The sequence below is a fragment of the Rothia sp. HMSC072B03 genome (assembly GCF_001809565.1).
Taxonomy (GTDB): Bacteria; Actinomycetota; Actinomycetes; order Actinomycetales; family Micrococcaceae; genus Rothia; species Rothia mucilaginosa_A.
In genome coordinates this window covers 147,041-170,810 of record NZ_KV797970.1, presented here as the reverse complement: position 1 = coordinate 170,810, position 23,770 = coordinate 147,041, and the positions used below count along the sequence as shown (strand labels likewise).

The window sequence follows — 23,770 nt, the reverse complement described above, 5'->3', positions numbered from 1 at the left end:
AGCGCCGTCTTTCGGTGCGCTGTCTTTTAGTGCCCCGGTTTACTGGTGCTCCAGAACGTACTGCTTGAACTTCTCGTCACGCTCACGTTCTGCTTTGCGGTCCTGCTCAAGCTGCGACTGGTACTTGCGGATGAGCGGCATCTGATACTGTGCCTCCAGGTCGTAGAGCTGCTTGCTCATGCCGACCTGCTGGTTACATTCGGCCTGGATGGTGGCGATGCGAATCTCTTCTTCGGAGGCGGGCTTGTTGAATCCGTCGTTCTTGCTCAGCTGCTCAGCCAGCGGGGTTTCCTCGGCGACGGAGCCTGCCGAGCGAGGGGTGAGGCCGCGGTCTGAGACGCACTGCTTCCACTTCTCTTCGAGCTCGCGGTGCAGTTTGCTACCGTACACAGCGTTACCCGCCTCGGTAGAGATACGACTGTTTGTGGACTGCCCTTCATTCTCGGGCCTCTTACCTTCGGGCACCGCGGCCTCCAGGGTCTCGCGGGCCTTGGGGTAGCATTCGGTGCGAAGCTTGTCCTCGGGGCTCATGCTCTCCCCCGAGTTATAGGAGATGGGGGCGGCTGCGTTGTTGGGGTCTCGCTTCTGAAAACCGTACTTCTGGGCGTACTCGACATTCCAGGGACCGTACTTTCGCCCCATCTCGCCGCGGGGCGCACCCTCAGAGTAGGGAGCCTGGATGGTGTAGTTCTGCCCGTGTTCGGCAAAGCACTGCTTCATAGCAATCTGAAAGGCCGTGTATTCGTAGTGAGTGCGCTCGTAGTAGGTGTAATCGTCCAGGGGCATCTTCACGATGTCCTGCTCCGCGTCAAAGATGGCGTGGACGCTTTCGTCGCGTTCCAGCGGCGGGTTGAAGAGCGAGCAAGCACTCAGGGGCATGATGCCGACACAGAGCAGGGCACCCGTGGCGAGCAGGCGGCGGCTCGTGCCGGTACGAGGAGCGGCGGTGCGGCGGTTGAGAGATTTCATCGTTGAACACCTTTCATAGGAGTGAGTTGCTCACCACATTACACGTTCCGCTCCCTGTCGCGCTCGAATTTCGGGGGGGGGTGTGCACCAAAAATTTTTATGAATTCTCTTCTCACCTACCTTGGATCCGTGTTCTCCCCGCAAATACAAAAAATCCCCCGAACTTCTCGCAAGAGAAATCCGGGGGATTTTCAATCAGCTACATGCTACTTGGTCGGCAGTTCAGCCAGTTCGGTAGCGTCGTGAGCCTCGGGGATGTGATCCACGTGCAGACGCTTACGGAAGACCCAGTAGGTCCAAGCCTGGTAGACGAACACGACCGGCAGACCAAGGCAGGTCACGAAGGTCATAACGCCCAGGGTGTACTCGGAGCTGGATGCGTTCGCAATGGTGAGCGAGTATGCCGGGTCCAGGGTGGAGGGCAGCACGTTCGGGTACATTGCGGTGAAGATTGCCAGTGCGCCCAGTGCGACGAACACGGACAGGCCGGCGAAAGCGCGACCCTCGCGGCCGCCCTTAGCGGAGACCCAAGCAATCAGAACGGCAACAACAGCCAGGATGGTGCACAGCCAGGAGATGCCGTTACCGCTGGTGAAGTCCAGGGTCAGAACCCATGCGACGATCGGCAGCAGCAGGACGGGAGCCCAGCGCACCAGGGTGTTGCGGGCACGGTCGCGGATATCGCCGTCGGTCTTCAGAGCGACGAAGGCAAGACCCTGAACCAGAGCGAAGCCCACGAAGCCCAGGCCGCCCAGCAGGACGGGCAGAGAAATCCAGGCGAAGGCACCGCCAACGCGGTCACCGTTCTCGTTGATGGGCAGACCCATGGAGGTCAGGCCCAGCAGCGCGCCCACGAGCAGAGCGATGAAGAAGGAGGAGACGGACAGAGCGATGTTCCAGTTACGGATCCACTTCTCGTCGTTCTTCTTACCGCGGTATTCAATTGCGACCACGCGCAGAATCAGGAAGACCAGCGCGAGGGTCAGGGGGATGTACAGAGCCGAGAAGAGGGCTGCGTACCAGATGGGGAATGCCGCGAAGATAGCAGCACCACCGGACACAATCCACACCTCGTTACCGTCCCAGACGGGGCCGATGATGTTCAGCAGCAGACGGCGTTCCTTCTCGTTCTTTGCGAACTTGGAACCCATCAGCATACCGACACCCAGGTCAAAACCGTCCAGGATCATGTACATGATGAGGAAGACGCCAATGGCAACAAACCAGAGGGTGGGCAGGCCAGGCTGACCGGCAAAGATATTGAAATCAAAGTTCATGGTGAATCAATCCTTACCCGCCTAGTAGGCGAACTCCAGCACGTCGCGCTTGGACTTGTCGTTGGACTCGTCCTCGTGGTGCGACTGAACCAGCTCGGGCATTGCAGCAACCACACCGGCCTTGACGTACTTGATGAGCAGGTAAACCTCAACCACCATCAGCACGCCGTAGAGCAGGCCCAGGGTGAGCAGGGAGAAGAGGATTTCTTCACCGGAAACACCCGGGGAGATAGCTGCTGCGGTGTACAGGCGGATTGCGGGATCGCCCTCAAGGTTGGGGACAACCACGAAGGGCTGACGGCCCATTTCGGTGAAGATCCAGCCCAGTGCAATTGCGAAGAAGGGAGCCAGGATGGACCAGACGGCAACGTTCTTGAGCAGCTTGGACTCGGGGACGGTGCCCACGCCCTTCTTACGGGTAACCCACAGTGCGTAGAGGTAGAAGGGAACGACGACTGCGCCCAGACCGATCATGCCGCGGAAGCCCCAGTAGGAGACCTCGAGGGAGGGCAGGTAATCAATCTTCTGACCTGCACGCTCACCGTAGAGCGGGTTATCGGGCAGGTTGGTGCCGTACTTAGCTTCGTACTCGGGAACCAGGGTCTGGATACCCTTCACCGGGGTGTTGAAGTTGTCGTGTGCCAGGAAGGACAGCACGCCGGGAACCTCGATGATGGTGTGAATCTTGTCGCAGCTCTGAGCGCCAAGCTCACCAACGGTCAGCACGGAGAAGGAGGTACCGTCGTGGCAGGCGGCCTCGGCGGCAGCCATCTTCATGGGCTGCTCGTGAATCATCATCTGTGCCTGCATGTGGCCGGATGCGCCAACACCAGCGAAGCCGATGAGGCCCACCACTGCGCCCAGGCGCAGGGACTTGAGCCAAACCTGGAAGTCCTTCTTGTCGCGTGCGCCCTTGTCGGACTCACCAACGACAACCTTGCCGTCAACGACCTTGTCAATGCCGTCCTTGCGGCGGCGCCACAGCTTGTACCAGGCGATACCGACCAGGAAGCCACCGGCAACCTGAATGGATGCGGTGATGACGTGCGGGAAGGTGACCCATGCGGTGGGGTTCATCAGCACGGCGCCGATGTCGGTCATACGGGGACGACCGTCAATCATTTCTGCGCCGACGGGGTGCTGCATCCAGGAGTTTGCCACCAGGATGAAGAAGGCGGAAATCCAGGAGCCAAGAACAGCCATGAACAGCGAGAAGGCGTGGACTGCGGGCTTGAGGCGATCCCAGCCGAAGATCCACAGGCCCAGGAAGGTCGACTCGACGAAGAACGCGAAGAGGCCTTCCATAGCCAGCGGGGCGCCGAAGACGTCGCCCACGAAGCGGGAGTATTCACTCCATGCCATACCGAACTGGAACTCCTGAACCAGACCGGTGGCCACACCCATGGCGAAGTTAATGAGGTACAGCTTGCCCCAGAACTTCGTCATTCGCTTGTATTCGTCCTTCTTGGTACGAACGTAGCAAATGTACAGGTAGGTCACTACAAGGCCCAGACCCAGGGTCAGCGGAACCATGAAGAAGTGGTAGACGGTGGTGATACCGAACTGCCACCTACCAAAATCAAGGGGATCCATTGATAGGTCCTTACTATGTGTGTACTGATATGCGCGTGCGCCAGAATCGGGCACTCCCCCGTCAGTGAAGGGAGTGCGAGAGTTACTGACACAGTGTCTCTCACCCATCTACGGTACAGGTTTTTCTTTGAAGGCTGTGAGGCACCTGTGTGCCGACTGGGCGTTAAATGTTTGACGTTTCGATAAAGGTTCATCGCACGTTATCAGCAAATACCGAGGTGAGACGGTTTAGAAACAGCCTGTCACCATCCGGAGTACGGAAGCCTTTTCCAACCCCTCCCTCAAACCTTGCAGTAAATTGCGATGTCTGCAAGATTTTGGTGACGGATTTATCGAAACTGACACAATAGTTATTCAGTGCCAATTCATTAAATTTGCATCAAAAATACTGATTTTTTGCGCCGTGGTGAAATCTATTGTGACAATAATCATAGAAAATTCCCACTTTATGACAAATCGTCAGCATGTTTTCCACGAGTCTCGCAAGAAAATACACACGCAAACACACACGGGAAGAACCGCTACATATCGATGTTCTCGGTATCCAGCTGATGCGCGCCGGCGATAATGAACTCCTTACGCGGAGCCACCTCGGAACCCATCAGCAGCGAGAAGGCGCGCTCGGCAGCCTCAGCATCCTCGATGCGGATGCGGCGCAGCATGCGGTGGCGCGGATCCATCGTGGTCTCGGCCAGCTGGTCGGCGTCCATCTCACCCAGACCCTTGTAACGCTGAATCGGTTCCTTGTAGGTCACGCCCTGCTCCCGCAGAGAATCCAGCAGCTCGTGCAGCTGCTTCTCGGAGTAGGTGTACACCATCTCGTTCGGCTTACCGCGGCGCACCACCTCCACGCGGTGCAGGGGCGGAACCGCGGCGTACACGCGACCGGCCTCAATCAGCGGGCGCATGTAACGGTAGAACAGGGTCAACAGCAGGGTGCGGATGTGCGCGCCGTCAACGTCCGCATCGGTCATCATGATGACCTTGCCGTAACGGGCAGACTCTAGGTCAAAGGTGCGGCCCGAACCGGCACCAATCACCTGAATCAGCGCCGCGCACTCGGCGTTCGCGAGCACATCGGTCACCGAGGCGCGCTGAGTGTTCAGGATCTTACCGCGAATCGGCAGCAGAGCCTGGTACGAGGAGGAACGAGCCAGACGCGCAGTACCCAGCGCCGAGTCACCCTCCACAATGAACAGCTCGGAATGTTCGACGTTCGTCGAACGGCAATCCACCAGCTTGGTGGGCATGGATGAAGACTCCAGCGCGGTCTTGCGGCGCTGCGTCTCCTTGTGAATACGCGCCGAGACGCGGGTCTTCATCTCAGAGACGACCTTCTCGCACAGAGCCGTAGCCTGCGCCTTCTCCGCGCGGGCGGTCGACTCCAGGCGGGCCTTCAGGGCATCGCCCACCACCTTGGAGACAATCTGGCGAACCGCCGGGGTGCCCAGAATCTCCTTGGTCTGACCCTCAAACTGCGGCTCGGCCAGACGAACGGTCAGCACGGCGGTCAGGCCCGCGAGCACGTCGTCCTTCTCAATCTTGTCGTTACCCACCTTGTACTTGCGGGCGTTGTCGGCCAGATGCTTGCGCATCACGCGCAGCAGGCCCTGCTCAAAGCCCGCGGTGTGGGTACCGCCCTTGGGGGTGGCAATAATGTTCACGAAGCTGCGAATCGTGGTCTCGTAGCCGATGCCCCAGCGCAGGGCAACGTCCACCTCGCAATCACGTTCCACATCAGTCAGCTGCGAGCGGCCGTCCTCCCCCAGCACGGGCACGGTCTCGGTGAAGGTTCCGCTACCGCTGAAACGCCAGATGTCGGTGACGCGCTCGTCGTGCGCCAGGAACTCCACGAACTCGCTGATGCCGCCGTCGTACTGGAAGACCTCCTCGTGTGCCTCCAGTTCGCCGGGGGTGCCGGGCAGCCGGCGCTCATCGCGAATACAGATGCGCAGGCCCGGAATGAGGAACGCGGTCTGGCGCGCACGAGCCACCAGGTCCTCGTAGCTGAACTTGGCGTCGGGGGTAAAAATCTGCGGGTCAGCCCAGTAGCGCACGCGGGTGCCGGTCACACCGCGCTTCGCCTTACCCACAATCTGCAGGGCGTCGGTGCCCTCTGATGCGGGGGTGAACGGGTCATCGGGCTTGGGGGTACGGCCCGAATCGAAGTGGCCGGGAATACCGTGACGGAACGACATCTGGTAGGTCTTCGAACCGCGGTCCACCTGCACATCCAGGCGCGAAGACAGCGCGTTCACCACGGATGCGCCCACACCGTGCAGACCGCCGGAGGCGGTGTAGGAACCGCCGCCGAACTTACCGCCGGCGTGAAGCTTGGTGAAGACGACCTCCACACCGGATAGGCCGGTACGCGGCTCAATATCCGTGGGGATGCCTCGGCCGTCGTCGCGAACCTCCACCGAACCATCGCGGTAGAGAATCACCTGAATGGACTGGCCGAAGCCGGCGAGCGCCTCGTCCACCGAGTTGTCGATAATCTCCCAGAGGCAGTGCATGAGGCCGCGGGAATCGGTGGAGCCGATGTACATGCCCGGGCGTTTGCGGACTGCTTCAAGACCTTCCAGAACGGAGAGGTTGCGAGCGGTGTAGTTCGAGGACGCCACGGGATTCCTTTCGGGTGAATATGTCTGCGGTGGTGAACGCGCGCCGCACGCAGGGCGGAGTGAGGGCCCGGCTCACGTGCTACTAGGCAGAACGGATGCGGGGCACGACGCGTGTCGTGCCCCGCAGAGCGTTCAACGTTCGGAACTCTATTCTAGCGTGGCTTGGGGAAAAGGGTGGTCAGGACGGTCACCGATGGTGCCGTGCGTGGTTCCCACGTTCACCCCGCTAGTGTGCCTCACCCGTGGCCTTCGAGGAGCTCTCGTGACGGTTCGTGACCATGATATTGGACTTGAAGTAGAACTCTTCGGGAAGCTCATTGGTGACCGGGCCGTGGGGGAACTCGCTGAGCTTCGGCACGAAGTACCAGTCCATCAGCTCGCCGCTGCTCTGCTTGAGCACGCGACGTTCGCGCATGGCGCGGCGAATCTTGCGGCGCAGGCGGGGGCTGTCCTCCAGGGTGCTCGTGAAGACCCAGGGGGTTTCGTACCCCTCGGTGGCGGTGCCGAAGGTGATGCGCAGCTTGCCCTGTTCATTGGCGTCGATAACGAAGTCCCCGGGCGTGATATCGGTGAAGGCGAGCATCCAGCTGTGTCGGCGTTCGTAGCTTTCGCGGGTGGTCTGCAGTGCCGCAATGATGCGGTGGTCGACCAGCAGCTCAACCTTACGTTCGGTGATTTCGCCCAGACGAGCGTAGGAGCCGAAGGCGCGGTTCGCACCGCTGCGGCGAGGCCACTTCGTCACCGCACCGTGCGGCACCTCCCCCGCAAAGGTGAAGGGGCCGGTCATGGTGCCGGGCAGACGCAGACGCTCAAACGGCGCAGTCGGCAGAAAAGTCGTCAGTAGCTGATCGGAGCTCACCGACTTACCCCAGCGCGCCATCTCAAAAATAGTCGGCTCGGGGCCCACCGGGTAGAGGCGCGGCATCTTGCGACCGAACTCGTCAAAGCCCTCAATAAACTCACCGTTGGAGCTGTACCCGGGCATGGTCGCACCGAGCGGGCGAGTCCACGAGCCCGAGTACGGCTTGGTCAGGTGCGGGTTCTCCACCGGCAGGATGCTGGTGCGAGCGCCCAGGTAGGCGGGCATACGGGACAGGTTACGCCAGGCGAACTTCGCGGCAACCGCCTCACGCCACCACATGGGGCGCTTGCCGGGGGTTTGGCCGCCCAGGCAGTGCATGAGGAGCCAAAAACCAGCCCAGCCGAGAGTACCGGCAACAATCACCCACAACACCACGCTCAGCACCAGCTGGAGGGTACCGGTCGCCCACATATTCGTGGCGATGATGCCCATCAACCCCGCCCAGGCCACCATGGCGTACGGGCCGAGCGTAATCATGGGGTCGACCACCTTGACGGCGGCGATAACACGGCGGTTGAGGCCGCGCCACACGTAGGAGTAGGACCAGAGGGCGACGGCAAGCATCAGCGCCATCAGCAAGAGAAGGATGAACATCGGTGCGTTCTCTTTCGCGGCAGGTTTTTCTACCGGGGTCGGTGGCAGCAGGCATCAGGCAGATGCTCCGTTGAAGTGCTTTTCAACAACAAAACTCGTCTGCCGAAGGTACCTTCAGCAGACGAGTCTCTTTGGTGTCACTAACCCTGAGGTAAAGCTTCTTTACCTATTGTGCCTTTAAGTGGTATTCGTATGGGGGATTTTGGCCGCGGTGTACGAATAAATCGCACTCGTCCCTCCGCCAGGCAGATACCCGACAGATATCAGGCACAGCAAACAAGCTGTAACGCCCCGGTGACGGTTTTAGGCCAGAGCCGCAGCAATCTGCGGAATCAGCGCCTCAAAAGCACGCGCGCGGTGGCTAATCGAGTTCTTGATCTCGGCGGGAATCTGCGCGCAGGACTGGCCGGCGTACTTACCCTCGTAGAGGGCGTTCTCACCGTTGAGCTCCACGGGGCGCAGAATCGGGTCGTAGCCGAAGCCGCCCTCCCCCGCCGGTGCGGTCAGCAACTCGCCGGGTAGCTCGCCGTATTCAACCGCCTCGAAGCCGTCCGGGGAGGCCACCGATGCGGCGCAGCAGAACTTCGCACCGCGGTGCTCCGGAGCGATATCGCTCAGCTGAGCCAGCAGCAGGTTCAGGTTCGCGGTGCCATCGCCGTGGCGGCCGGCCCAGCGGGCCGAGAAGATGCCGGGAGCGCCGCCGAGCACGTCCACGGACAGGCCCGAGTCGTCGGCAATAGCAATCAGGCCGGTTGCCCGGGCGACCGCGCGAGCCTTGAGCAGGGAGTTCTCAGCGAAGGTCACACCGGTCTCAGGAACATCGGGTGCGTTCACGCTGGCTGCATCCACGACCTGGGTGTCAACGTCCAGGCCGTCGATGTGGCCGCGCAGAATCTCGCGCAGCTCCTTGAGCTTGCCCTTGTTGTGGCTTGCCAGAACAATCTTTGCTTCTGCCATGGTTTCTCCTTTGCAACAGGTGCACACGGTGCGGGGTGGGGCGCCGTGCGGGTTAGTCGTTTTTCAGGGCCTCGCGCTGAATCTGGGCCAGCTCTGCGGTGCCCTCCAGGGCCAGGTCGAGCAGGCTGTTGAGCTCTTCGCGGTCGAAGGGCGCGCCCTCGGCGGTGCCCTGAACCTCAACGAACTTGCCGCTACCGGTGACGACCACGTTCATGTCGGTCTCTGCGCGCACGTCCTCGGTGTAGGGCAGGTCAAGCATGGGGGTGCCGTCGATGATGCCCACCGAAATCGCGGACACCGAATCAATCAGCGGGTTCGCCTTGGCGGAGATAATCTTCTGCTCCTTCGCCCAGGCGATAGCGTCGGCCAGGGCCACGTACGCGCCGGTAATCGAGGCGGTGCGGGTACCGCCGTCAGCCTGCAGCACATCACAGTCGAGCACGATGGTGTTCTCGCCCAGCTCATCCATGTTGATGACCGCACGCAGGGAGCGGCCAATCAGACGGGAAATCTCGTGGGTGCGGCCGCCCACGCGGCCCTTCAGCGACTCGCGCGAAGAACGGGTGTTGGTGGCGCGCGGCAGCATGGCGTACTCGGCGGTCACCCAGCCCTTGCCCTCGCCCTTGAGCCAGCGCGGCACGCCCTCGGTGAAGGATGCGGTGCACAGCACGCGGGTGTTTCCGAACTCGATGAGGGCGGAGCCCTCGGCGTTGCGGGACCAGCCGCGGGTAATGGTGATGGGGCGCAGTTCGTTGAGGGCGCGGCCGTCGTCGCGGGTCACAGTCATGGGTTCTCCTTGGGTCGGTCGGTCTGTTGTGCTTATAACCTGGTCGGGTTGAATGTGGTTTGTACTAGTCCAGCTAGGGTTTAGGGAGGGCAATGGCGGTCTTGAGCGGCGGGTCCAGCACCTCCACCACGTTCAGCGTGGAGGTCACCGGATGCGCCGGCGTGGGGCGCGGGTAGATACGGTAGCTTGCGGCCATTTCGGCAACGCCCACGGGGCCGGAGAAGGCGCTGCGGGCCTCGGCGCGGGCGATGTCAGGGTCGTTCCATACGGGCAGGTGGGTTAGCAGCAGGTTGCGTACGCCCGCCTCCTGGGCGGCCTGTCCAGCGCGCTTGCCGGTCAGGTGGATACCGCGCAGGGCGTCGTCGCGACCCTCCTGGTAGGCGGCCTCGCACAGGAACAGGTCGGCGCCGCGCGCGGCCTTAACCAGGCCCTCGCACAGGTCGGTATCACCCGAGTAGGCGAAAATCGTGTGGCCCTCGCGGTCGTTGCAGGTGATGCGCAGGGCGTAGGGATCCTTCGAGGGGTGCACCACGCGGAATGGTTCCACGCGGAACGGGCCAATCTGCACGGGCTCGCCCTCGGTCCAGGTGTGGTACTCAAACTCGGTGCTCATGCCCGGGTCGGGGTCCAGGCCGTGGGTCGCCGAAAGGTACTCGTTAATGGCGGCCGGGCCGTAGAGCGGAATACGTCCCTTGGGCCAGCCGCGCGGATCCCATTTGACGGCCACGTGCAGACCGGACAGATCGATGCAATGGTCCGGGTGCAGGTGCGAGATGAGAATCGCGTCGATATCACTCAGGTCGATATGGCGCTGCAACATGCCGAGGGAGCCGTTGCCCATGTCCACGATGACGCGCCAGGTGCGGCCGGCGAAGTCGGTCGCGGTGAGCATGTAGCAGCTGGCCGGCGAGACGGGGCCGGGGAAGGAACCGGTACAACCGATAATCGTTAGGCGCATGCGGGACCTTCCTGCGTCGCCGCGGCCTCTTCGGCCTCGGCGACGTCTTCGTCCAGGGTGATGTTGCGGTGTGCGGCCAGCATCTCGGGGGTGATGGTGGCAAAGGAGCCGGTCGGGAAACGCTCGGCCACGGATTTGGTGTGGCGAACGTTCGTGACCTCGGGGCCGAGGAAGCGGCGCGCCAGCTGCGAGAACGTCTCAGATTCGCCGGTAGCGAGGAACTCGTGGTGCGGGTGCTCCTCGGGAACCGGGCTCTCGATGGCGTGGTTAAGCAGTTCGCGGTACACATCCTTGGCGGTCTCATCCGCGGAGGAGACAAGGGTGACGTCCTCGCCCATGATGTAGGAAATCACGCCGGCCAGCAACGGGTAGTGGGTGCATCCGAGCACGAGCGTATCGACCCCGGCATCCTTGAGGGGCTGCAGGTACTCGCGAGCGGTCTCCAGCAGTTCGGGGCCGGAGGTAATGCCCTTCTCCACAAACTCCACGAAGCGCGGGCAGGCCACCGAGTACACCTGAAGGTTGGGGGTAATCGCGAAGGTGTCCTCGTAGGCGCGGGAGGTGACGGTCGCCTCCGTCGCAATCACGCCGATCTTGCGGTTGCGGGTCGCGGCAAGCGCGCGGCGGGCGGCGGGCTGAATCACCTCGATGACGGGGATGCCGTACTGGCGGGTGTAACGTTCGCGGGCGTCGCGCAGCACGGCGGCGGATGCGGTGTTGCAGGCGATGACGAGCATCTTCACGCCGGAGTCGACGAGCTCGTCCATGATGCGCAGTGCGTTGGCGCGCACCTCTGCAATTTTGAGGGGGCCGTAGGGGCCGTGCGCGGTGTCGCCGACGTAGATGATGCGTTCGTGGGGCAGCTGATCCATGATGGCGCGGGCCACGGTAAGGCCGCCTACGCCGGAGTCGAAGACGCCGATGGGTGCCGCGGCGGTGGGGGCTACGGGTTCGGGGCTTCCCCAGGGGGTGCGGGCACGGTAGGGATTGGTTGCGTCGATGCTGTCACTCATGGGTCACCTACACTTCGGTATCGGTCGTTTCCTCGTTCTATGCTAACCCGCGTTCGGGGTGGTTTCTTCCCGGGAGGGGGTTAGATGAGTCCAGAACCACCATTATGAGACGGTCTGTGACGGCGGTGCGAGGGGGCAAACGAAAAATCCGTTCAGTGGGCGGTGTTCTATCGCACGTCGACGGGCAATATTACTGCGCACGCGTGCACCTTATGAACCGAGAAGAGGCCTCTACTCCTCTTCGTCCAGGCCCTCAATCATCGCAAGCATGAGCGAATCCTGCACCCACGAGATGAAGTTGTACACCATCGCCATGTACTCCTCATTGTTAGTGACCTGCGAGGCGTCGGTGATGGTGCCGATCTCGTCGGCGCGTTCTTCATCGGTAATCTGCAAGCGGTCGGCGAGCACCAGGCGAATATCGCCGAGGGCAGCGGCCCAGGCACGGGCGTGCTCCTCGTTCAGGCGCAGGTCGCTCGACTCAATGTCGAAGGCGAGCATCGCCAGGTTGGCGCGCTTGGTTTCGCGCAAATCGCGTTCGGTGTAGCGACGATACTCGGCCGCACTTTCCTCGTCGCTGCTGGCGACGGGGAGCAGGCGAGCCACGGCGCTGTCCTCGGGAATCGTGGGGTTCTCGGTGATGCCGACCAGCGCCTCGAGCGGGTCGACGGTACTGCCGTCGGCGGCGGTGTCGGAGGGTCGTAGCAGGGCGCGCACGTCCTCGGCGAGTTCTCGGATGAGCTCGCGCTCGGGTTGTTCAAAGCGTGCGGTGTAGCCGCCGGGGGTGCGTCGGAAGGGGCGTGCCATTAGTTCTCCACTTTCTCGAAGGTGGCCAGCAGACCCCAGGCGTGCATGGCCTGGGTGTGCTTTTCGGCGTCCTCGCGGGGCCCGGTGAAGACGATAGCCTTGCCGTTGTGGTGCACCTGCAGCATGAGTTCTTCTGAGCGGGCGCGGGAGTAGCCGAAGTGGCTGCGGAAGACGTATGCCACGTAGGTCATGAGGTTGACGGGGTCGTTCCAGACGATGACGTTCCAGGGGGTATCAGCGGCGAGGATGTTCTCGAGCTCGGTCGTCAGGTCGGTGTCGCCTTCGGTGAGGGTTCCGCTGGAGAGGGTCACGACTGCGTTATTCATGGGGGTCCTTCGGGGTCCGGTCTGATGGATTCCGGAGTTCGTGGGGCCGGGCTGTTGGGAACCGAGCCTCGCCACTTCGTGCAGCGTGGCGGCGGCTCGCGGCCGGTGTGTGCGGGGGCCGAATCTCTTTCGATTATACGGCCGGACGCGCCGGGCGGCGGGCAGAGTGCCTGTACTTTTTCATACTACACTACTTATAGTCAATAGTACTTTATGTAGTGATTGACACGCCGTCACAATAAGAAAAACGCCCGCTCCCCCCTCTACAATTGGACACATGACTACTACTTCGCTTCTCACCGATCACTACGAGCTGACCATGCTTCAGGCAGCTCTCGCCTCCGGAGCCGCCCAGCGCAAGTGCACCTTCGAGGTCTTCACCCGCCGCCTTCCCGCGGGCCGCCGCTACGGCGTGCTCGCCGGCACCGGCCGCTTCCTCGAGGGACTCTCCGAGTTCCGCTTCACCGACGAAGAGCTCTCGTTCCTCTCCTCCCGCAACGTCGTCAACAAGGAGACCCTCTCCTTCCTGGAGTCCTTCCGCTTCAGCGGCAACATCCGCGGCTACGCCGAGGGTGAGGCGTTCTTCCCCCACTCCCCCGTCATGCAGGTCGAGTCCACCTTCGCCGAGGCGTGCATCCTCGAAACCTACCTGCTGTCCATCCTGAACTTTGACTCCGCCGTGGCCAGCGCCGCCTCGCGCATGACCGCCGCCGCCGGCAACCGCCCCTGCCTCGAAATGGGTTCGCGCCGCGCCCACGAGCGCGCCGCCGTCTCCGCAGCCCGCGCCGCCGTAATCGCTGGCTTCGCCGGCACCTCCAACCTGGAGGCGGGCCGCTCCTACGGCCTGCACACCATCGGCACCAGCGCCCACGCCTTCACCCTGCTACACGACAACGAGCGCGAAGCCTTCGAGGCGCAGCTGCGTTCCCTCGGCGCCCGCACGACCCTGCTGGTCGACACCTACGACGTGGACAACGCCGTGCGCCTGGGCGTGGAACTGGCCGGCGAGGAGCTCGGCGGCGTTCGCCTGGACTCGGGTGACCTGGTCACCACCGCCGCCCACGTGCGCGAACTGCTCGATTCGCTGGGTAACACCAACACGAAGATCACCGTGACCAGCGACCTGGACGAATACGCCATCGCCTCGCTGGCCGCCGCCCCCGTGGACTCCTACGGCGTGGGTACCCGCCTGGTGACCGGTTCGGGCGCGCCGACCTCCTCCATGGTGTACAAGGTCGTGGCCCGCGAGAACTCCGCGGGCGAGATGCAGCCAGTCGCGAAGGCCTCGGCCGGCAAGGCCTCGGTGGGTGGCGCCAAGCTCGCTGCCCGCCGCCTGAACAGCATGGGCATCGCAACGGCCGAGGTTCTGGGAACCCACGAAGACCCGGCCCTGCACGAGGACACCCGCCCCCTGCTCGTGGACTTCGTTCGCGAGGGCGAGCTGCTGCCCGGCTTCACCGGCGAGGAGGGCGTGCGCCGCGCAACCGCCCGCCACGCCGCGTCCCTGGCCGAGTTGCCCGAGGCCGCTCGTCGCCTCTCCGAGGGCGAGCCGGTTATCCCGACCGAATTCATCTAAAACTCCCCCACGGTGCCCGCCCCGCGAGCTGCCGCGATACCCCTCAAGGACGGGGTGCATCCGGCGCAATCACGCGGGGCGGCGCGCCATACTTCTACCCGTGACCGTATAGGAACGGCTTGTAAGGACGGCTATGTCTAAGGCATTGATTATTGTGGACGTGCAGAACGACTTCTGCGAGGGCGGTTCCCTGGCGACCGCGCGCGGCGCCGAGGTTGCTTCGCTCATCAGCGAGTTCGTGGAGAACAACCACCACCGCTACGACGCAATCGTGGCCACCCAGGATTGGCATATCGATCCGGGTTCGCACTTCTCCGATACCCCGGATTTTGTGGACTCCTGGCCCGTGCACTGCGTGGCCAAGAGCAAGGGTGCGCAGATTCACGAGAACCTGGACACTGACTACATTGAGGCGTACTTCCGTAAGGGCCGCTACGAGGCCGCATACTCGGGTTTCGAGGGTTTGCTGGCTCCCGAGGACGAGGTGGCCACCGGTGAGCACGAGCCGGGCGCGGATGCTTCCGAGGACGGCCCGCAGACTCCCCTGTCGGAGTGGCTGGATGAGCGCGGTATCGAGTACGTTGATGTTGTCGGTATCGCCACCGATTACTGCGTGTCGGCCACCGCGCGCGATGCGGTCGACGCCGGCTACGAGACCCGCGTTCTGATTGACCTGACCGCGCCGGTGCACGAGGATAAGCTCGACGAAACCGCCGAGGCACTGGAAGCCGACGGCGTGGAGGTCGTGGAGGTCCTCTAGCCTCAACGCAACTCGCACAACGATAGGGCGGGCACCCCGAGAGTACTCGGGATGCCCGCCCTATCGCGTCTACGCGAAGCATCTACGTAAACAAATATTACGGGCACACAGAAGCCCCGCGAGCGTATACACGTTCGCGGGGCTTCAAGCCAAGAGCTGATACCGGTAGTAGCTAGTTCAACATGCGATTAAGCAATATCAAATTACTTTCCGGTCTGGCAAAGGAATACCTTCACGATACCATTATGAGAGTACGTTGCTCCGCTGAATGCCTCGCTGGAAGTGACGTTATTGGAGTTAGAAATCTCCCCCTCCATCACCTGCGGTGCCAGGTAGGAACCACCCGCACCACCAGAGCCTGCCAGCTGCACATAGCTGATGCTCTGGCGCACACCCTTCGGGTTGTTATTCCACTTCTGGGCAATCGTGATAGATGACTGCGAGAGCGCCGCGCCGGAGCCGCCGCCGCCGTAACCGCCACCACCGCCACCGGACACGATAATCTGCCCACCGTTAAAGTAGGGTGCTACACCGTAGTAGTGGATTTCTTCTCGAGTTCCATCGGGAAATTCAAGAACTTCTACGTCTTCCTGACGGTACCTTGCTTCGTTATCGTCCAGCAGGTAGCTCACCGACATCACGCCGTCGCCACCTTTGCCGTCCAGGCCGTTGGTGCCGGGGTTGCCTGCCGTCGAGGAGCTATAAAGAATCTGATTATTCTGGCTATCGAAGCTAAAGACATCGTTAGGGGTACCGGTCAGCACGGTTGGCTTAGCACCGCCAGCGCCACCGATACCGTTACCGCCGCCTTTACCGCCTTCAACAGTCAGTTCAAGACTCAAATCCTGAGCATAGTATTCGTGACCTTCGGTGGCGTCACTGCCACGAGCCCCGCCAGCAACGCCAGCTGCACTGTGTACGGGCGCGTGGGTCGGATGCTCAGGACCGGTCATGCGCACATCCACAATGCCGGGGAAATGACGATGATTAGGTTCTGCGGTGTATGGTTTTCCGCCAATTGATACGCCACCGCCACCACCGGCAACGGCAATGACTTCACCATCAATCAGTAGTGCCGATGAGCCACCGCCCGAGCATCCGTAGACTTCTTCCATAGGCAAAGGATTGGGTCCGTAAGACCATTGGTGAGCCCAGACCCAGCGCTCATATACTTTATCCATAACATCGTTAGGGATTCTCACCTCAGGAGTCGAGCCTCCGTCGCCGAATCCGTACCCACCCTTCACCGGACCGGTGCGGTACCCGCCACCGTTGGGGTAGAACTGAGGGCCAAAGCTACCGCCACCGCCAGCAATAATTTTGACGGTCTGGTGGGGTTTCACTTCAACGATTCCGCTGACCTTGGCGCCGGATCCTCCATCCAGGCCCTTCTCGTATCTTCCGCCTGCGCCGCCGGTCAGCTCAAAACGTAGCTTATGGGTGCCCGCTGGAACGGTAAATTCTTCTTCAACGCGTTCATAATTGCCCACACCCCGAGCGGAGACATAGGCGTTCTCGGCAAACGTACAGTCCACAGAAGAGGCGAAGGTCGGCACTACTGAAGAAGCCGCAATCACGGGGGTCGCCCAGGCGACACCCTTCACGACCTTACGGCGCGAAATATGAGACATCACTGTCCTTCAAAGGTTGGTACAACCGTCCCAGTGCGCACTATCCGGGTGCGCGCCTTCCTGGGGTTGGTTACATGGTGTTTCTTAAAGTTTTGATGACCCAGCATAGACCTACATGCTGCGCATCAATGGAAAGTTCCCTGAGCCCGGCGACCATGCCATGTTTCTAAAGAACTTACCCCCACCAGGCTACACGTTCTATCTCCGCGCTGCCATGATTATTGTGTTGCAGACCCAATATTTTTGCATTTTATGCACGCAAAAGCCCCGCGAGCGCATACACGCCCGCGGGGCTTTTCTCTACGTTCTATCCATGCTTTAGCGTCGGCCAACGAACCAGTCCGACAGCTTATCGAGACGTGCCTGAATCTGCTCTGCAGATGCCTGCGCCACCGCCGGGCCGCCACAAATCTTACGCAGCTCGTTGTGAATCACGCCGTGCGGCTTACCCGAGCGAATCGACCAGGCCGCCACGTTCTTCGCCAACTTATTGCGCAGCGCCTTCAGCTGGCGATGATCCACCACCGAAGGCACCGCGGTTGCCGGGCGACGAGCCGCGTGCTCACGCTGATGCGCGCGCAACAGCGTGCCCACCTGCTCGGCGTCCAGCAGGCCCGGAATACCCAGGAAGTCCTGCTCCTCCTCGCTGCCCACGGCGAGGTTGCCGGAGGCGAACTCGGCACCGTCGAAGAGCACGCCGTGGAAGGATGCCTCGGAGCCGAGCGCCTCGAACTTGCCGCGTGCCAGCTGCTCGGAGGCGCGCTCCTCGCGGTTCGCTTCCTCAATCAGGTGGTCGTCCAGGCCCTCAACCATAGGGTCAATTTCCTGGGGTGCGCCGCGGTCGAGGGCATGGTCACGTTCTACTTCCATGTCGTTGGCGAGCATCATCAGCTGCGGCACCGACGGCAGGAACACAGAGGCGGTTTCGCCGCGCTTGCGGGCACGCACGAAACGACCGATAGCCTGCGCAAAGAACAGCGGGGTGCTGGTGCTGGTGGCGTACACGCCCACGGCGAGGCGGGGCACATCCACGCCTTCGGACACCATGCGCACGGCGACCATCCAGCGCTGCGTGCCCTCGCGGAACTCGTCGATCTTGGCGGAGGCCTCGCGGTCGTCCGAGAGGATCACGGTGGGATATTCGCCGGTAATCTTCTGCAGCTGTTCGGCGTAGGCTTTGGCGTCCGCGTGGTCGGTGGCGATGACGAGCGCGCCGGCGTCGGGCACGGTGCGGCGCACCTCGGTCAGGCGCTTGTCGGCGGCGGCGAGCACGGTCGGAATCCATTCGCCGTTGGGGTCCAGGGCGGTGCGCCATGCCTGGGAGGTGATGTCCTTGGTGAAGCCCTCGCCCAGGTTTGCCGCCATTTCTTCGCCCGCGGAGGTGCGCCAACGCATCTGACCCGAGTACGCCATGAAGATGACCGGGCGCACCACGTGATCCTTGAGTGCCGGGCCGTAGCCGTAGGAGTAGTCCGCTTTGGAGCGGCGGATACCGTCGTTGTCGACCTCGTAGGTGACGAACGGAATCGGTGAGGTATCCGAGCGGAACGGGGTACCGGTCAGCGCCACGCGGCGGGTCGCATCGTCGAAGGCCTCACGCAGGCCGTCACCCCAGGAAAGGGAGTCTCCGGCGTGGTGAATCTCGTCAAAAATAACGAGGGTCTTCGACGCCTCGGTGTTGCGGGCGTGCAGCTGCGGCTTATTCGCCACCTGCGCGTAGGTCAGCGCCACGCCCTTGTAGTGGCGGCTGATGGTCACGTCCGCGTTCTTAAAGTTCGGGTCAATCGGAATACCGACCTTCGCGGCGGCGTCCGCCCACTGCTTCTTCAGGTGGTCGGTCGGCGCCACAACGATGAGCTGGCGCACCGTGCCGCGGTTGAAGAGTTCCTTGGCGAGGGTGAGCGCGAAGGTGGTTTTACCCGCGCCGGGGGTTGCCACGGCCATGAAGTCGCGGGGGTTCTTTTCGAAGTACTTCTGCATGGCCTCGGCCTGCCAGGCTCGCAGGTGCACCGAGGTGCCCCAGGGGGCGCGGTCGGGGTATGCCGGGGAGAGCTTCGGCTTCACCATGCTGTCAAATAGCGTGGGTTCCTCTGGTGCTGCGCTCATTCTCTCCTTCTTCCTCGTCTGCCTCTGCCGGCCCGTTCTGAGCCTGTTATAAAACCGGTTTCCGGGCACAGCGAGGTTAAATTCTAGCACCACCGCCGCGGGTTGGGCCGGGCTGTGGTGCAAGAATTTGGTGCTCGTCAGCAAAGTCTCATGGGGTGTTTTGCCGCTGAGCTTTACTGCTGAGGCGTGTTATTCAGATGTATTCACTCGGGTTTACCCAGGCGTATTGTCTGAGTCGTATTATCTGGTTGTATTATTCGCCCGAGCCGTTATCGCCGTCATTGCCGGGTGCCAGGCCCTCGTAAATCTCCTTGCACTGCGGGCAGACGGGGAACTTCTGCGGGTCGCGACCCGGAACCCACATCTTGCCGCAGAGCGCACGCACCGGCTCACCGGTCAGCGCCGACTCTAGAATCTTCTCCTTGCGCACGTAGTGGGAGAAACGCTCGTGGTCGCCCGGCTCGGATAGCTGGGTTTCCTCGCGCTCCAGCAGTGCCGTGCCGCCGGCCGTTCCGGGGCCGAACGGATCTTCAATACCTTCAATAGAGCTCATTCTTCTCTCCTTGGTGTTTTAAGTTCTTGCGAGCGCGGTCACCCCGCGGCTCCTAGCTCGTGCATGCCTCTCTCCATTCTAGTGGCTCATAGCAAACCCGCGGCCCGCAACCGTGACGATTGCGGGCCGCGGGCTCTGCGCCGGGCGCCGTAAGGGATGCGCGACGAACCAGCACGGCGTCAGCTGCCGGGCGCTAGTTCACGCTGAATCGCGCCACGCGTTCCAGCATGCGGGGGCTCATCCGGTCGAAACGGCGGCCGCCCCAGACGACACCTCCGACCAGCAGACCCGCGCCGATCATCAGCTGCAGTACGCCTCCGATGACCAGCGTCAGCAGGTTCTGCGTGAGGAAAACGTACACGATCACGGAGATACCACCGGGCAGGGCGCTGAGCATCACCACGGCCATTGAAAGCATGAGGAGCAGCTGCTTGCCCATGCCCTCGTTATTCTTCGGGTTCTTGAACGGGTTAGCACCGGGAGGCGCCACGGGCGGGGTGATGAAGGTATCCAGCACACAGCCCATACCTGCCGCCGCCGCGAACACGCCCAGCTGGTGCATCAGCACGATGGGGAAGAGTTCCAGGTGCCCGTTCACCGCAGAGGCCACCAGCACCATCAGCACCACAATCGGAGCAACGAGAATACTGTAGCCCCACAGGCGACCGATTCGGTCGTCGATACCTCGCAGCGGGGAGAGCACGTGCAGGCTAAAGGCCGTGTTGTCGTAGGAAACGAGGTAGCACATGTAGTAGCCGGTGAAGACGGTGCAGAAGTAGATCCAGAATCCGAAGAGCTGCATCACGCCGCTATTGACGACTTGTGTAGCCTGCTCGGGGTTGGGGCCGAAGCCAATCTCCCCATGGATGCTCCCGCCCGTGGCCGACATGAAGAGGGGAAAGCCAACCGCCAGGAGCAGGTACATCATGACCGTGGTAACCGTCAGCATCTGCAGGCGGTTGTCCTTGAGCAGCGAGTGTAGGGTGCGGGCCGCCACCGCGCCGCGCGGGGTTGCGGGGAACCGAGCGAACAGACCCAGGTCGCCCGCGGCAACTTCGGCTGCGCTCGCACGGTGGGCGCTACCGCCAACGTTCGCCATGGAGCGCGCGAGGTTCTTGCCCCACAGCCACCAGCCGCCGGCCAGGTAGCCGAGGGTCAGCACCAGGCATCCGAGGGCCGCGGGAACGTTACCCGCCGCGAGCCAGTAGGGTACGGCGTAGGCCGAACCGAAGGGAGTCACGCCCAGCCACGGCAGGAACGGGAATAACGCATCCCAGTGCCTCATCAGGTAGGTTGCGGTACCGCCGGAGATAAAGCCCATGCTCATCATGAGCACCGCAGCCACAATCATCAGCACGTTGGCGACGCGCGGGTTTGCGCTCAGCATGATGCCCAGGCGGTTGGCCAGGCGTGCCCACACCATGAGGTTGGCCAGACCCAGTACCGCGCAGACCAGGTACACGATCAGCAGGAGCGGCTGGGAACCGTACGCGATGAGGCCCAGGAGCACGGCTAGCACGGAGGCAACGCCGGGGATGCCCACGAACCCGCCGAGGAACTGTCCCTTCTGCAGGGTGGCGGGCTCGATGGGGAAGAGCACGAATCGGCTTTCGTCCAGGGTGCCGTCCAGGCCGCTGAAGAAGATGGGGACGATGGCCCAGCCGATGGCGAGCACCGAGCCGGCCAGCAGCGCGATGAGCGGACCGGTTTCGGGAGCTTCAAAGGCCGCCGCAAGGTACCCGACGGCGAGACCGAGGAGCGCGAGGACCACGTAGACGGCGGCGATGACCAGACCGATAACCGCCCAGATGCTACGGCGGAAGGAGGCCTGCACGTACTTCCACTTTAGTGAGACGAGGTGCCCAACCATGACAATCCTTCCGAGGAGGTGCGGCCACCGACCAGCTGCACGAATCGTTCTTCAAGGCTTACGCCGGCACGTACTTCGTCGACGGTTCCGGCGGCGAGGATTCGGCCCGAGTCCATAATCGCCACATGATCGCAGAGGCGTTGCACGAGGTCCATGACGTGTGAGGAGATGACGACGGTGCCGCCGGAGGCGACGAAGCCGCGCAGGATGTCCTGAATATTGGCGGCGGAAACCGGGTCTACCGCCTCGAAGGGCTCATCCAGAATCAGCACGGAGGGCGCGTGGATGAGCGCCGCGGCGAGCGCAATCTTCTTGGTCATACCGGCGGAATAGTCGGCGACGGCGCGACCGGCCGCGTCGGTCAGGTCCATGGCGGCCAGCAGGTCCTTGACGCGGGAGGCAACGGTTTCCTTATCGATTCCGTGCAGGTAGCCGGAGTAGGTGATGAGCTGCTCGCCGGTAAGTTTGTCGAAGAGGTGCACGCCGTCGGGCAGCACACCCAGGTGCGCCTTAGCCTTGAGCGGTTCGGACCACATGTCAATACCGCGAATCAGCGCGGTACCCTCGGTAGGCTGAAGCATGCCGGTAACCATGGAAATGGTCGTGGTTTTACCCGCGCCATTGCGGCCGACCAGCCCGTAGAACGAGCCGGAGGGAATCGTCAGGTTAATGCGGTCCACCGCGACCTTGTCGTCGAAGAGCTTAGCGAGTCCCCGAATCTCGACGGCGGCTCCGGTCTGCGACGGTGCTTGGGGAGGCGCCACGGGAAGTTGCGCGGGGGCCGGCTGGAACTGCGGGGGTTGCTGACCCGGCTGAGCATAGGCCGGCTGAGCGTAGGCGGCTTGTTCGGGATGCTGGGCTACCGGCTGTTCGGGTTGAGCTGAGCTAGGTTGAACCGGGGTAGGCTGAGCTGGGCTCTGCGCTGCACCGTTCTGCGGCGTTCCGTGCTGCGGGTCGTGGGGCGGGGTGTTCACCGGATCCTGGGGCATCGTTGGTTCCTTACGCGTGAGAGTAACGGGTCATGCTCTCACCCTATCACCCCCCCATTAGCCAAAATACCTTTTTCTGAAAGATGCTCAAAAAAACGTCTTTTGTCCGCAGTCCGAGCGTTTGGGGCCATTCGCAGAGAGGCTATCCGCAGAGCATCCCAAAGACGAAGATGCCGTACCCTACCCTGCCGGTGCGTTACGCACGCAAACGGGCCGCCACCCCGCCGACACTACAGGTCGACGAGGCGGCGGCCCGCCTATTGCACACCATTCCGTACAATTCTCCGATGGGTCCCCCCTCCGGAGGTTGCCCCGGCCGCGCCGGGGAGCCTCTTTAGAACAGCGCCATGGTCAGCGCGGCACGCGCCTTCACCGTGCGCGGGTCCGAGGCGCCGACCACGTCGAAGAGCTGCACGAGGCGCTCGCGCACGCGCTTCTTATCGTCGGGGCCAACCGCGCTGAACAGGCGCAGCAGGCGGTTGTAGGCATCCTCCACGTGGCCGCCCACCAGGTCCAGGTCGGCCACGTTAAAGGCCGCCTCAATATTCAGCGGGTCGGATGCGGCGGCGGCGCGTTCGGTGGCCAGATCCAGGTCCTTCACGCGGGCCAGCAGCTCCACCTGTTCGAGGCCGAGTTTCGCCTCCTTATCGCCGGGATTCTCGGCGATGGCCTTGCGGTAGGCCTCACGGGCGGCGGGCAGGTCGCCGCGATCCAGGGCGGCCACGGCCTCAGCGTGCAGGGGCGGCAGGGGCTTTTCATCCTCGGGGACGGCGGGATCAAAACCGCCGGGAAGCTGGTACTGGGCGGCGAGCTGCAGAACCTGCGAGAGCACATCGGCCAGGTCCTCGGCACTGACCGGGCCGGTGTAGATCGGGGCGGGTCGCCCACCCAGCACGGCCACGCCGGCGGGTACGCCGCTCATGCCGAAGGCCTGCGCGGCCTCGGGCAGTTTGGTGATGTCCACGGCGGCGCAAATCATGGATCCGGCGGCGGAGTCCACAAGCTTCTGCACGCCCTCAAGCATCTGCAGTGAAGACGGTGAATGGGGCGCGTAGAGCGCGAAGATTACGGCGCCCTGGCTGGAGAGCTGAACGAACTTCTGGAACTCCTCGGGGGTGTTCACGTCGTAGCGCCAGGTGGGGGCGGCGGGGGCATCGGGCTGATTGCCCGAGGATGCCGCGGACCCCTGCGTGCCGGAGGTGGGGTTCAGCTCCACGGCGTTGCGCACCGAGGCGGGGATGTTCGCCTCGGCCGGCGCAGCCTGCGCCCCACCCCGTACGGCGTTGTTCTGCCCGCGGTCTGCCGGGTCAAAGATAATGCTCATCCTGCGTTCCTTCCGTTCACGTTGTTCGGCGTTTCCCGCCATTCAACTTCTCGTGCCGCGCGCACGTCGTTCACGACGGCTTTGAGCCCGGACGTTCTCGCGCGATAGCCCAATCTGCTGCGGCCCTCCCCTCCATTATCTCCGGTTCGGCGCGCCCGGGGTCAATAACTCCCGCCCCTTAGCTCTCAGCACAT

Annotated in this window: 19 protein-coding genes; 2 read left to right on the top strand and 17 right to left on the bottom strand. The window is 62.7% G+C overall.

Annotated features, from left to right (window positions below):
* Nucleotides 1-39 precede the first annotated feature (39 nt).
* From HMPREF2630_RS07370 to clpS, 11 genes are all read right to left on the bottom strand, one after another.
* Nucleotides 40-969: a multidrug transporter gene (locus HMPREF2630_RS07370; protein ID WP_070484203.1), complete on the bottom strand. Its 930-nt coding sequence runs from the start codon at nt 967-969 to the stop codon at nt 40-42.
* Between the two features lie 206 nt (nt 970-1,175).
* Nucleotides 1,176-2,246 (bottom strand): cytochrome d ubiquinol oxidase subunit II, encoded by a 1,071-nt coding sequence (cydB, locus tag HMPREF2630_RS07365; protein ID WP_049343115.1) that lies wholly within the window; start codon nt 2,244-2,246, stop codon nt 1,176-1,178.
* 21 nt (nt 2,247-2,267) lie between these two features.
* Entirely contained in the window at nt 2,268-3,839 is a 1,572-nt protein-coding gene (locus tag HMPREF2630_RS07360) for a cytochrome ubiquinol oxidase subunit I (RefSeq protein WP_049343116.1), read from the bottom strand.
* A 521-nt stretch (nt 3,840-4,360) separates the two neighbouring features.
* Entirely contained in the window at nt 4,361-6,463 is a 2,103-nt protein-coding gene (locus HMPREF2630_RS07355) for a DNA gyrase/topoisomerase IV subunit B (protein ID WP_049343117.1), read from the bottom strand.
* A gap of 226 nt (nt 6,464-6,689) precedes the next feature.
* Nucleotides 6,690-7,919, bottom strand: a complete 1,230-nt coding sequence (locus tag HMPREF2630_RS07350; RefSeq protein ID WP_070484200.1) for an RDD family protein — start codon at nt 7,917-7,919, stop codon at nt 6,690-6,692.
* Between the two features lie 303 nt (nt 7,920-8,222).
* The gene (locus tag HMPREF2630_RS07345) at nt 8,223-8,876 is read right to left on the bottom strand and encodes a non-canonical purine NTP pyrophosphatase (protein WP_049343118.1); all 654 of its coding nucleotides are present in this window, start codon (nt 8,874-8,876) and stop codon (nt 8,223-8,225) included.
* A 52-nt stretch (nt 8,877-8,928) separates the two neighbouring features.
* Nucleotides 8,929-9,663, bottom strand: a complete 735-nt coding sequence (gene rph, locus HMPREF2630_RS07340; RefSeq protein WP_070484197.1) for a ribonuclease PH — start codon at nt 9,661-9,663, stop codon at nt 8,929-8,931.
* A 73-nt stretch (nt 9,664-9,736) separates the two neighbouring features.
* On the bottom strand, nt 9,737-10,621 hold the full coding sequence (locus HMPREF2630_RS07335; RefSeq protein WP_049333630.1) for an MBL fold metallo-hydrolase: 885 nt from the start codon (nt 10,619-10,621) through the stop codon (nt 9,737-9,739).
* Nucleotides 10,612-11,634, bottom strand: coding sequence for a glutamate racemase (gene murI / locus HMPREF2630_RS07330; protein WP_049343120.1), 1,023 nt, complete (start codon nt 11,632-11,634; stop codon nt 10,612-10,614). The genes HMPREF2630_RS07335 and murI overlap by 10 nt, the downstream gene beginning before the upstream one ends.
* A 231-nt stretch (nt 11,635-11,865) precedes the next feature.
* The gene (locus HMPREF2630_RS07325) at nt 11,866-12,441 is read right to left on the bottom strand and encodes a DUF2017 domain-containing protein (protein WP_049333633.1); all 576 of its coding nucleotides are present in this window, start codon (nt 12,439-12,441) and stop codon (nt 11,866-11,868) included.
* Nucleotides 12,441-12,767, bottom strand: a complete 327-nt coding sequence (gene clpS, locus HMPREF2630_RS07320; protein WP_070484194.1) for an ATP-dependent Clp protease adapter ClpS — start codon at nt 12,765-12,767, stop codon at nt 12,441-12,443. The genes HMPREF2630_RS07325 and clpS overlap by 1 nt, the downstream gene beginning before the upstream one ends.
* Before the next feature lie 277 nt (nt 12,768-13,044).
* On the opposite strand from clpS, the gene HMPREF2630_RS07315 reads away from it, so the two are divergent.
* Both HMPREF2630_RS07315 and HMPREF2630_RS07310 read left to right on the top strand, forming a co-directional pair.
* Nucleotides 13,045-14,343: a nicotinate phosphoribosyltransferase gene (locus tag HMPREF2630_RS07315; protein WP_049343123.1), complete on the top strand. Its 1,299-nt coding sequence runs from the start codon at nt 13,045-13,047 to the stop codon at nt 14,341-14,343.
* Nucleotides 14,344-14,476: 133 nt separating this feature from the next.
* Nucleotides 14,477-15,103 carry an isochorismatase family protein gene (locus HMPREF2630_RS07310; RefSeq protein ID WP_049333640.1) on the top strand — a complete coding sequence of 209 codons (627 nt, stop codon included), beginning with the start codon at nt 14,477-14,479 and terminating at the stop codon, nt 15,101-15,103.
* Between the two features lie 203 nt (nt 15,104-15,306).
* Here HMPREF2630_RS07310 and HMPREF2630_RS07305 read toward each other — a convergent pair whose 3' ends face one another.
* The 6 genes from HMPREF2630_RS07305 to HMPREF2630_RS07275 all read right to left on the bottom strand — a co-directional run bounded on the left by HMPREF2630_RS07305 (nt 15,307) and on the right by HMPREF2630_RS07275 (nt 23,576).
* Nucleotides 15,307-16,734: a glycine-rich protein gene (locus HMPREF2630_RS07305; protein WP_143131611.1), complete on the bottom strand. Its 1,428-nt coding sequence runs from the start codon at nt 16,732-16,734 to the stop codon at nt 15,307-15,309.
* Nucleotides 16,735-17,052: 318 nt separating this feature from the next.
* On the bottom strand, nt 17,053-18,840 hold the full coding sequence (locus tag HMPREF2630_RS07295) for a DEAD/DEAH box helicase (RefSeq protein WP_070484184.1): 1,788 nt from the start codon (nt 18,838-18,840) through the stop codon (nt 17,053-17,055).
* A gap of 253 nt (nt 18,841-19,093) precedes the next feature.
* Entirely contained in the window at nt 19,094-19,393 is a 300-nt protein-coding gene (locus HMPREF2630_RS07290; protein WP_005506434.1) for a DUF3039 domain-containing protein, read from the bottom strand.
* A 193-nt stretch (nt 19,394-19,586) separates the two neighbouring features.
* Nucleotides 19,587-21,263, bottom strand: a complete 1,677-nt coding sequence (locus tag HMPREF2630_RS07285; RefSeq protein ID WP_070484179.1) for a transporter — start codon at nt 21,261-21,263, stop codon at nt 19,587-19,589.
* Nucleotides 21,239-22,252: an ABC transporter ATP-binding protein gene (locus HMPREF2630_RS07280; RefSeq protein WP_246822767.1), complete on the bottom strand. Its 1,014-nt coding sequence runs from the start codon at nt 22,250-22,252 to the stop codon at nt 21,239-21,241. Before HMPREF2630_RS07280 ends, HMPREF2630_RS07285 begins: the two co-directional genes overlap by 25 nt.
* Before the next feature lie 334 nt (nt 22,253-22,586).
* Nucleotides 22,587-23,576, bottom strand: a complete 990-nt coding sequence (locus tag HMPREF2630_RS07275) for a co-chaperone YbbN (RefSeq protein ID WP_049343615.1) — start codon at nt 23,574-23,576, stop codon at nt 22,587-22,589.
* Between the last annotated feature and the right edge of the window lie 194 nt (nt 23,577-23,770).

Excerpts from the sequence above, each read along its gene's own strand:
- HMPREF2630_RS07370 (WP_070484203.1), bottom strand. The coding sequence starts at position 969 with ATGAAATCTCTCAACCGCCGCACCGCCGCTCCTCGTACCGGCACGAGC.
- cydB (WP_049343115.1), bottom strand. The coding sequence starts at position 2,246 with ATGAACTTTGATTTCAATATCTTTGCCGGTCAGCCTGGCCTGCCCACC.
- HMPREF2630_RS07360 (WP_049343116.1), bottom strand. The coding sequence starts at position 3,839 with ATGGATCCCCTTGATTTTGGTAGGTGGCAGTTCGGTATCACCACCGTC.
- HMPREF2630_RS07350 (WP_070484200.1), bottom strand. The coding sequence starts at position 7,919 with ATGTTCATCCTTCTCTTGCTGATGGCGCTGATGCTTGCCGTCGCCCTC.
- HMPREF2630_RS07345 (WP_049343118.1), bottom strand. The coding sequence starts at position 8,876 with ATGGCAGAAGCAAAGATTGTTCTGGCAAGCCACAACAAGGGCAAGCTC.
- rph (WP_070484197.1), bottom strand. The coding sequence starts at position 9,663 with ATGACTGTGACCCGCGACGACGGCCGCGCCCTCAACGAACTGCGCCCC.
- HMPREF2630_RS07335 (WP_049333630.1), bottom strand. The coding sequence starts at position 10,621 with ATGCGCCTAACGATTATCGGTTGTACCGGTTCCTTCCCCGGCCCCGTC.
- murI (WP_049343120.1), bottom strand. The coding sequence starts at position 11,634 with ATGAGTGACAGCATCGACGCAACCAATCCCTACCGTGCCCGCACCCCC.
- HMPREF2630_RS07325 (WP_049333633.1), bottom strand. The coding sequence starts at position 12,441 with ATGGCACGCCCCTTCCGACGCACCCCCGGCGGCTACACCGCACGCTTT.
- clpS (WP_070484194.1), bottom strand. The coding sequence starts at position 12,767 with ATGAATAACGCAGTCGTGACCCTCTCCAGCGGAACCCTCACCGAAGGC.
- HMPREF2630_RS07315 (WP_049343123.1), top strand. The coding sequence starts at position 13,045 with ATGACTACTACTTCGCTTCTCACCGATCACTACGAGCTGACCATGCTT.
- HMPREF2630_RS07310 (WP_049333640.1), top strand. The coding sequence starts at position 14,477 with ATGTCTAAGGCATTGATTATTGTGGACGTGCAGAACGACTTCTGCGAG.
- HMPREF2630_RS07305 (WP_143131611.1), bottom strand. The coding sequence starts at position 16,734 with ATGTCTCATATTTCGCGCCGTAAGGTCGTGAAGGGTGTCGCCTGGGCG.
- HMPREF2630_RS07295 (WP_070484184.1), bottom strand. The coding sequence starts at position 18,840 with ATGAGCGCAGCACCAGAGGAACCCACGCTATTTGACAGCATGGTGAAG.
- HMPREF2630_RS07290 (WP_005506434.1), bottom strand. The coding sequence starts at position 19,393 with ATGAGCTCTATTGAAGGTATTGAAGATCCGTTCGGCCCCGGAACGGCC.
- HMPREF2630_RS07285 (WP_070484179.1), bottom strand. The coding sequence starts at position 21,263 with ATGGTTGGGCACCTCGTCTCACTAAAGTGGAAGTACGTGCAGGCCTCC.
- HMPREF2630_RS07280 (WP_246822767.1), bottom strand. The coding sequence starts at position 22,252 with ATGCCCCAGGATCCGGTGAACACCCCGCCCCACGACCCGCAGCACGGA.
- HMPREF2630_RS07275 (WP_049343615.1), bottom strand. The coding sequence starts at position 23,576 with ATGAGCATTATCTTTGACCCGGCAGACCGCGGGCAGAACAACGCCGTA.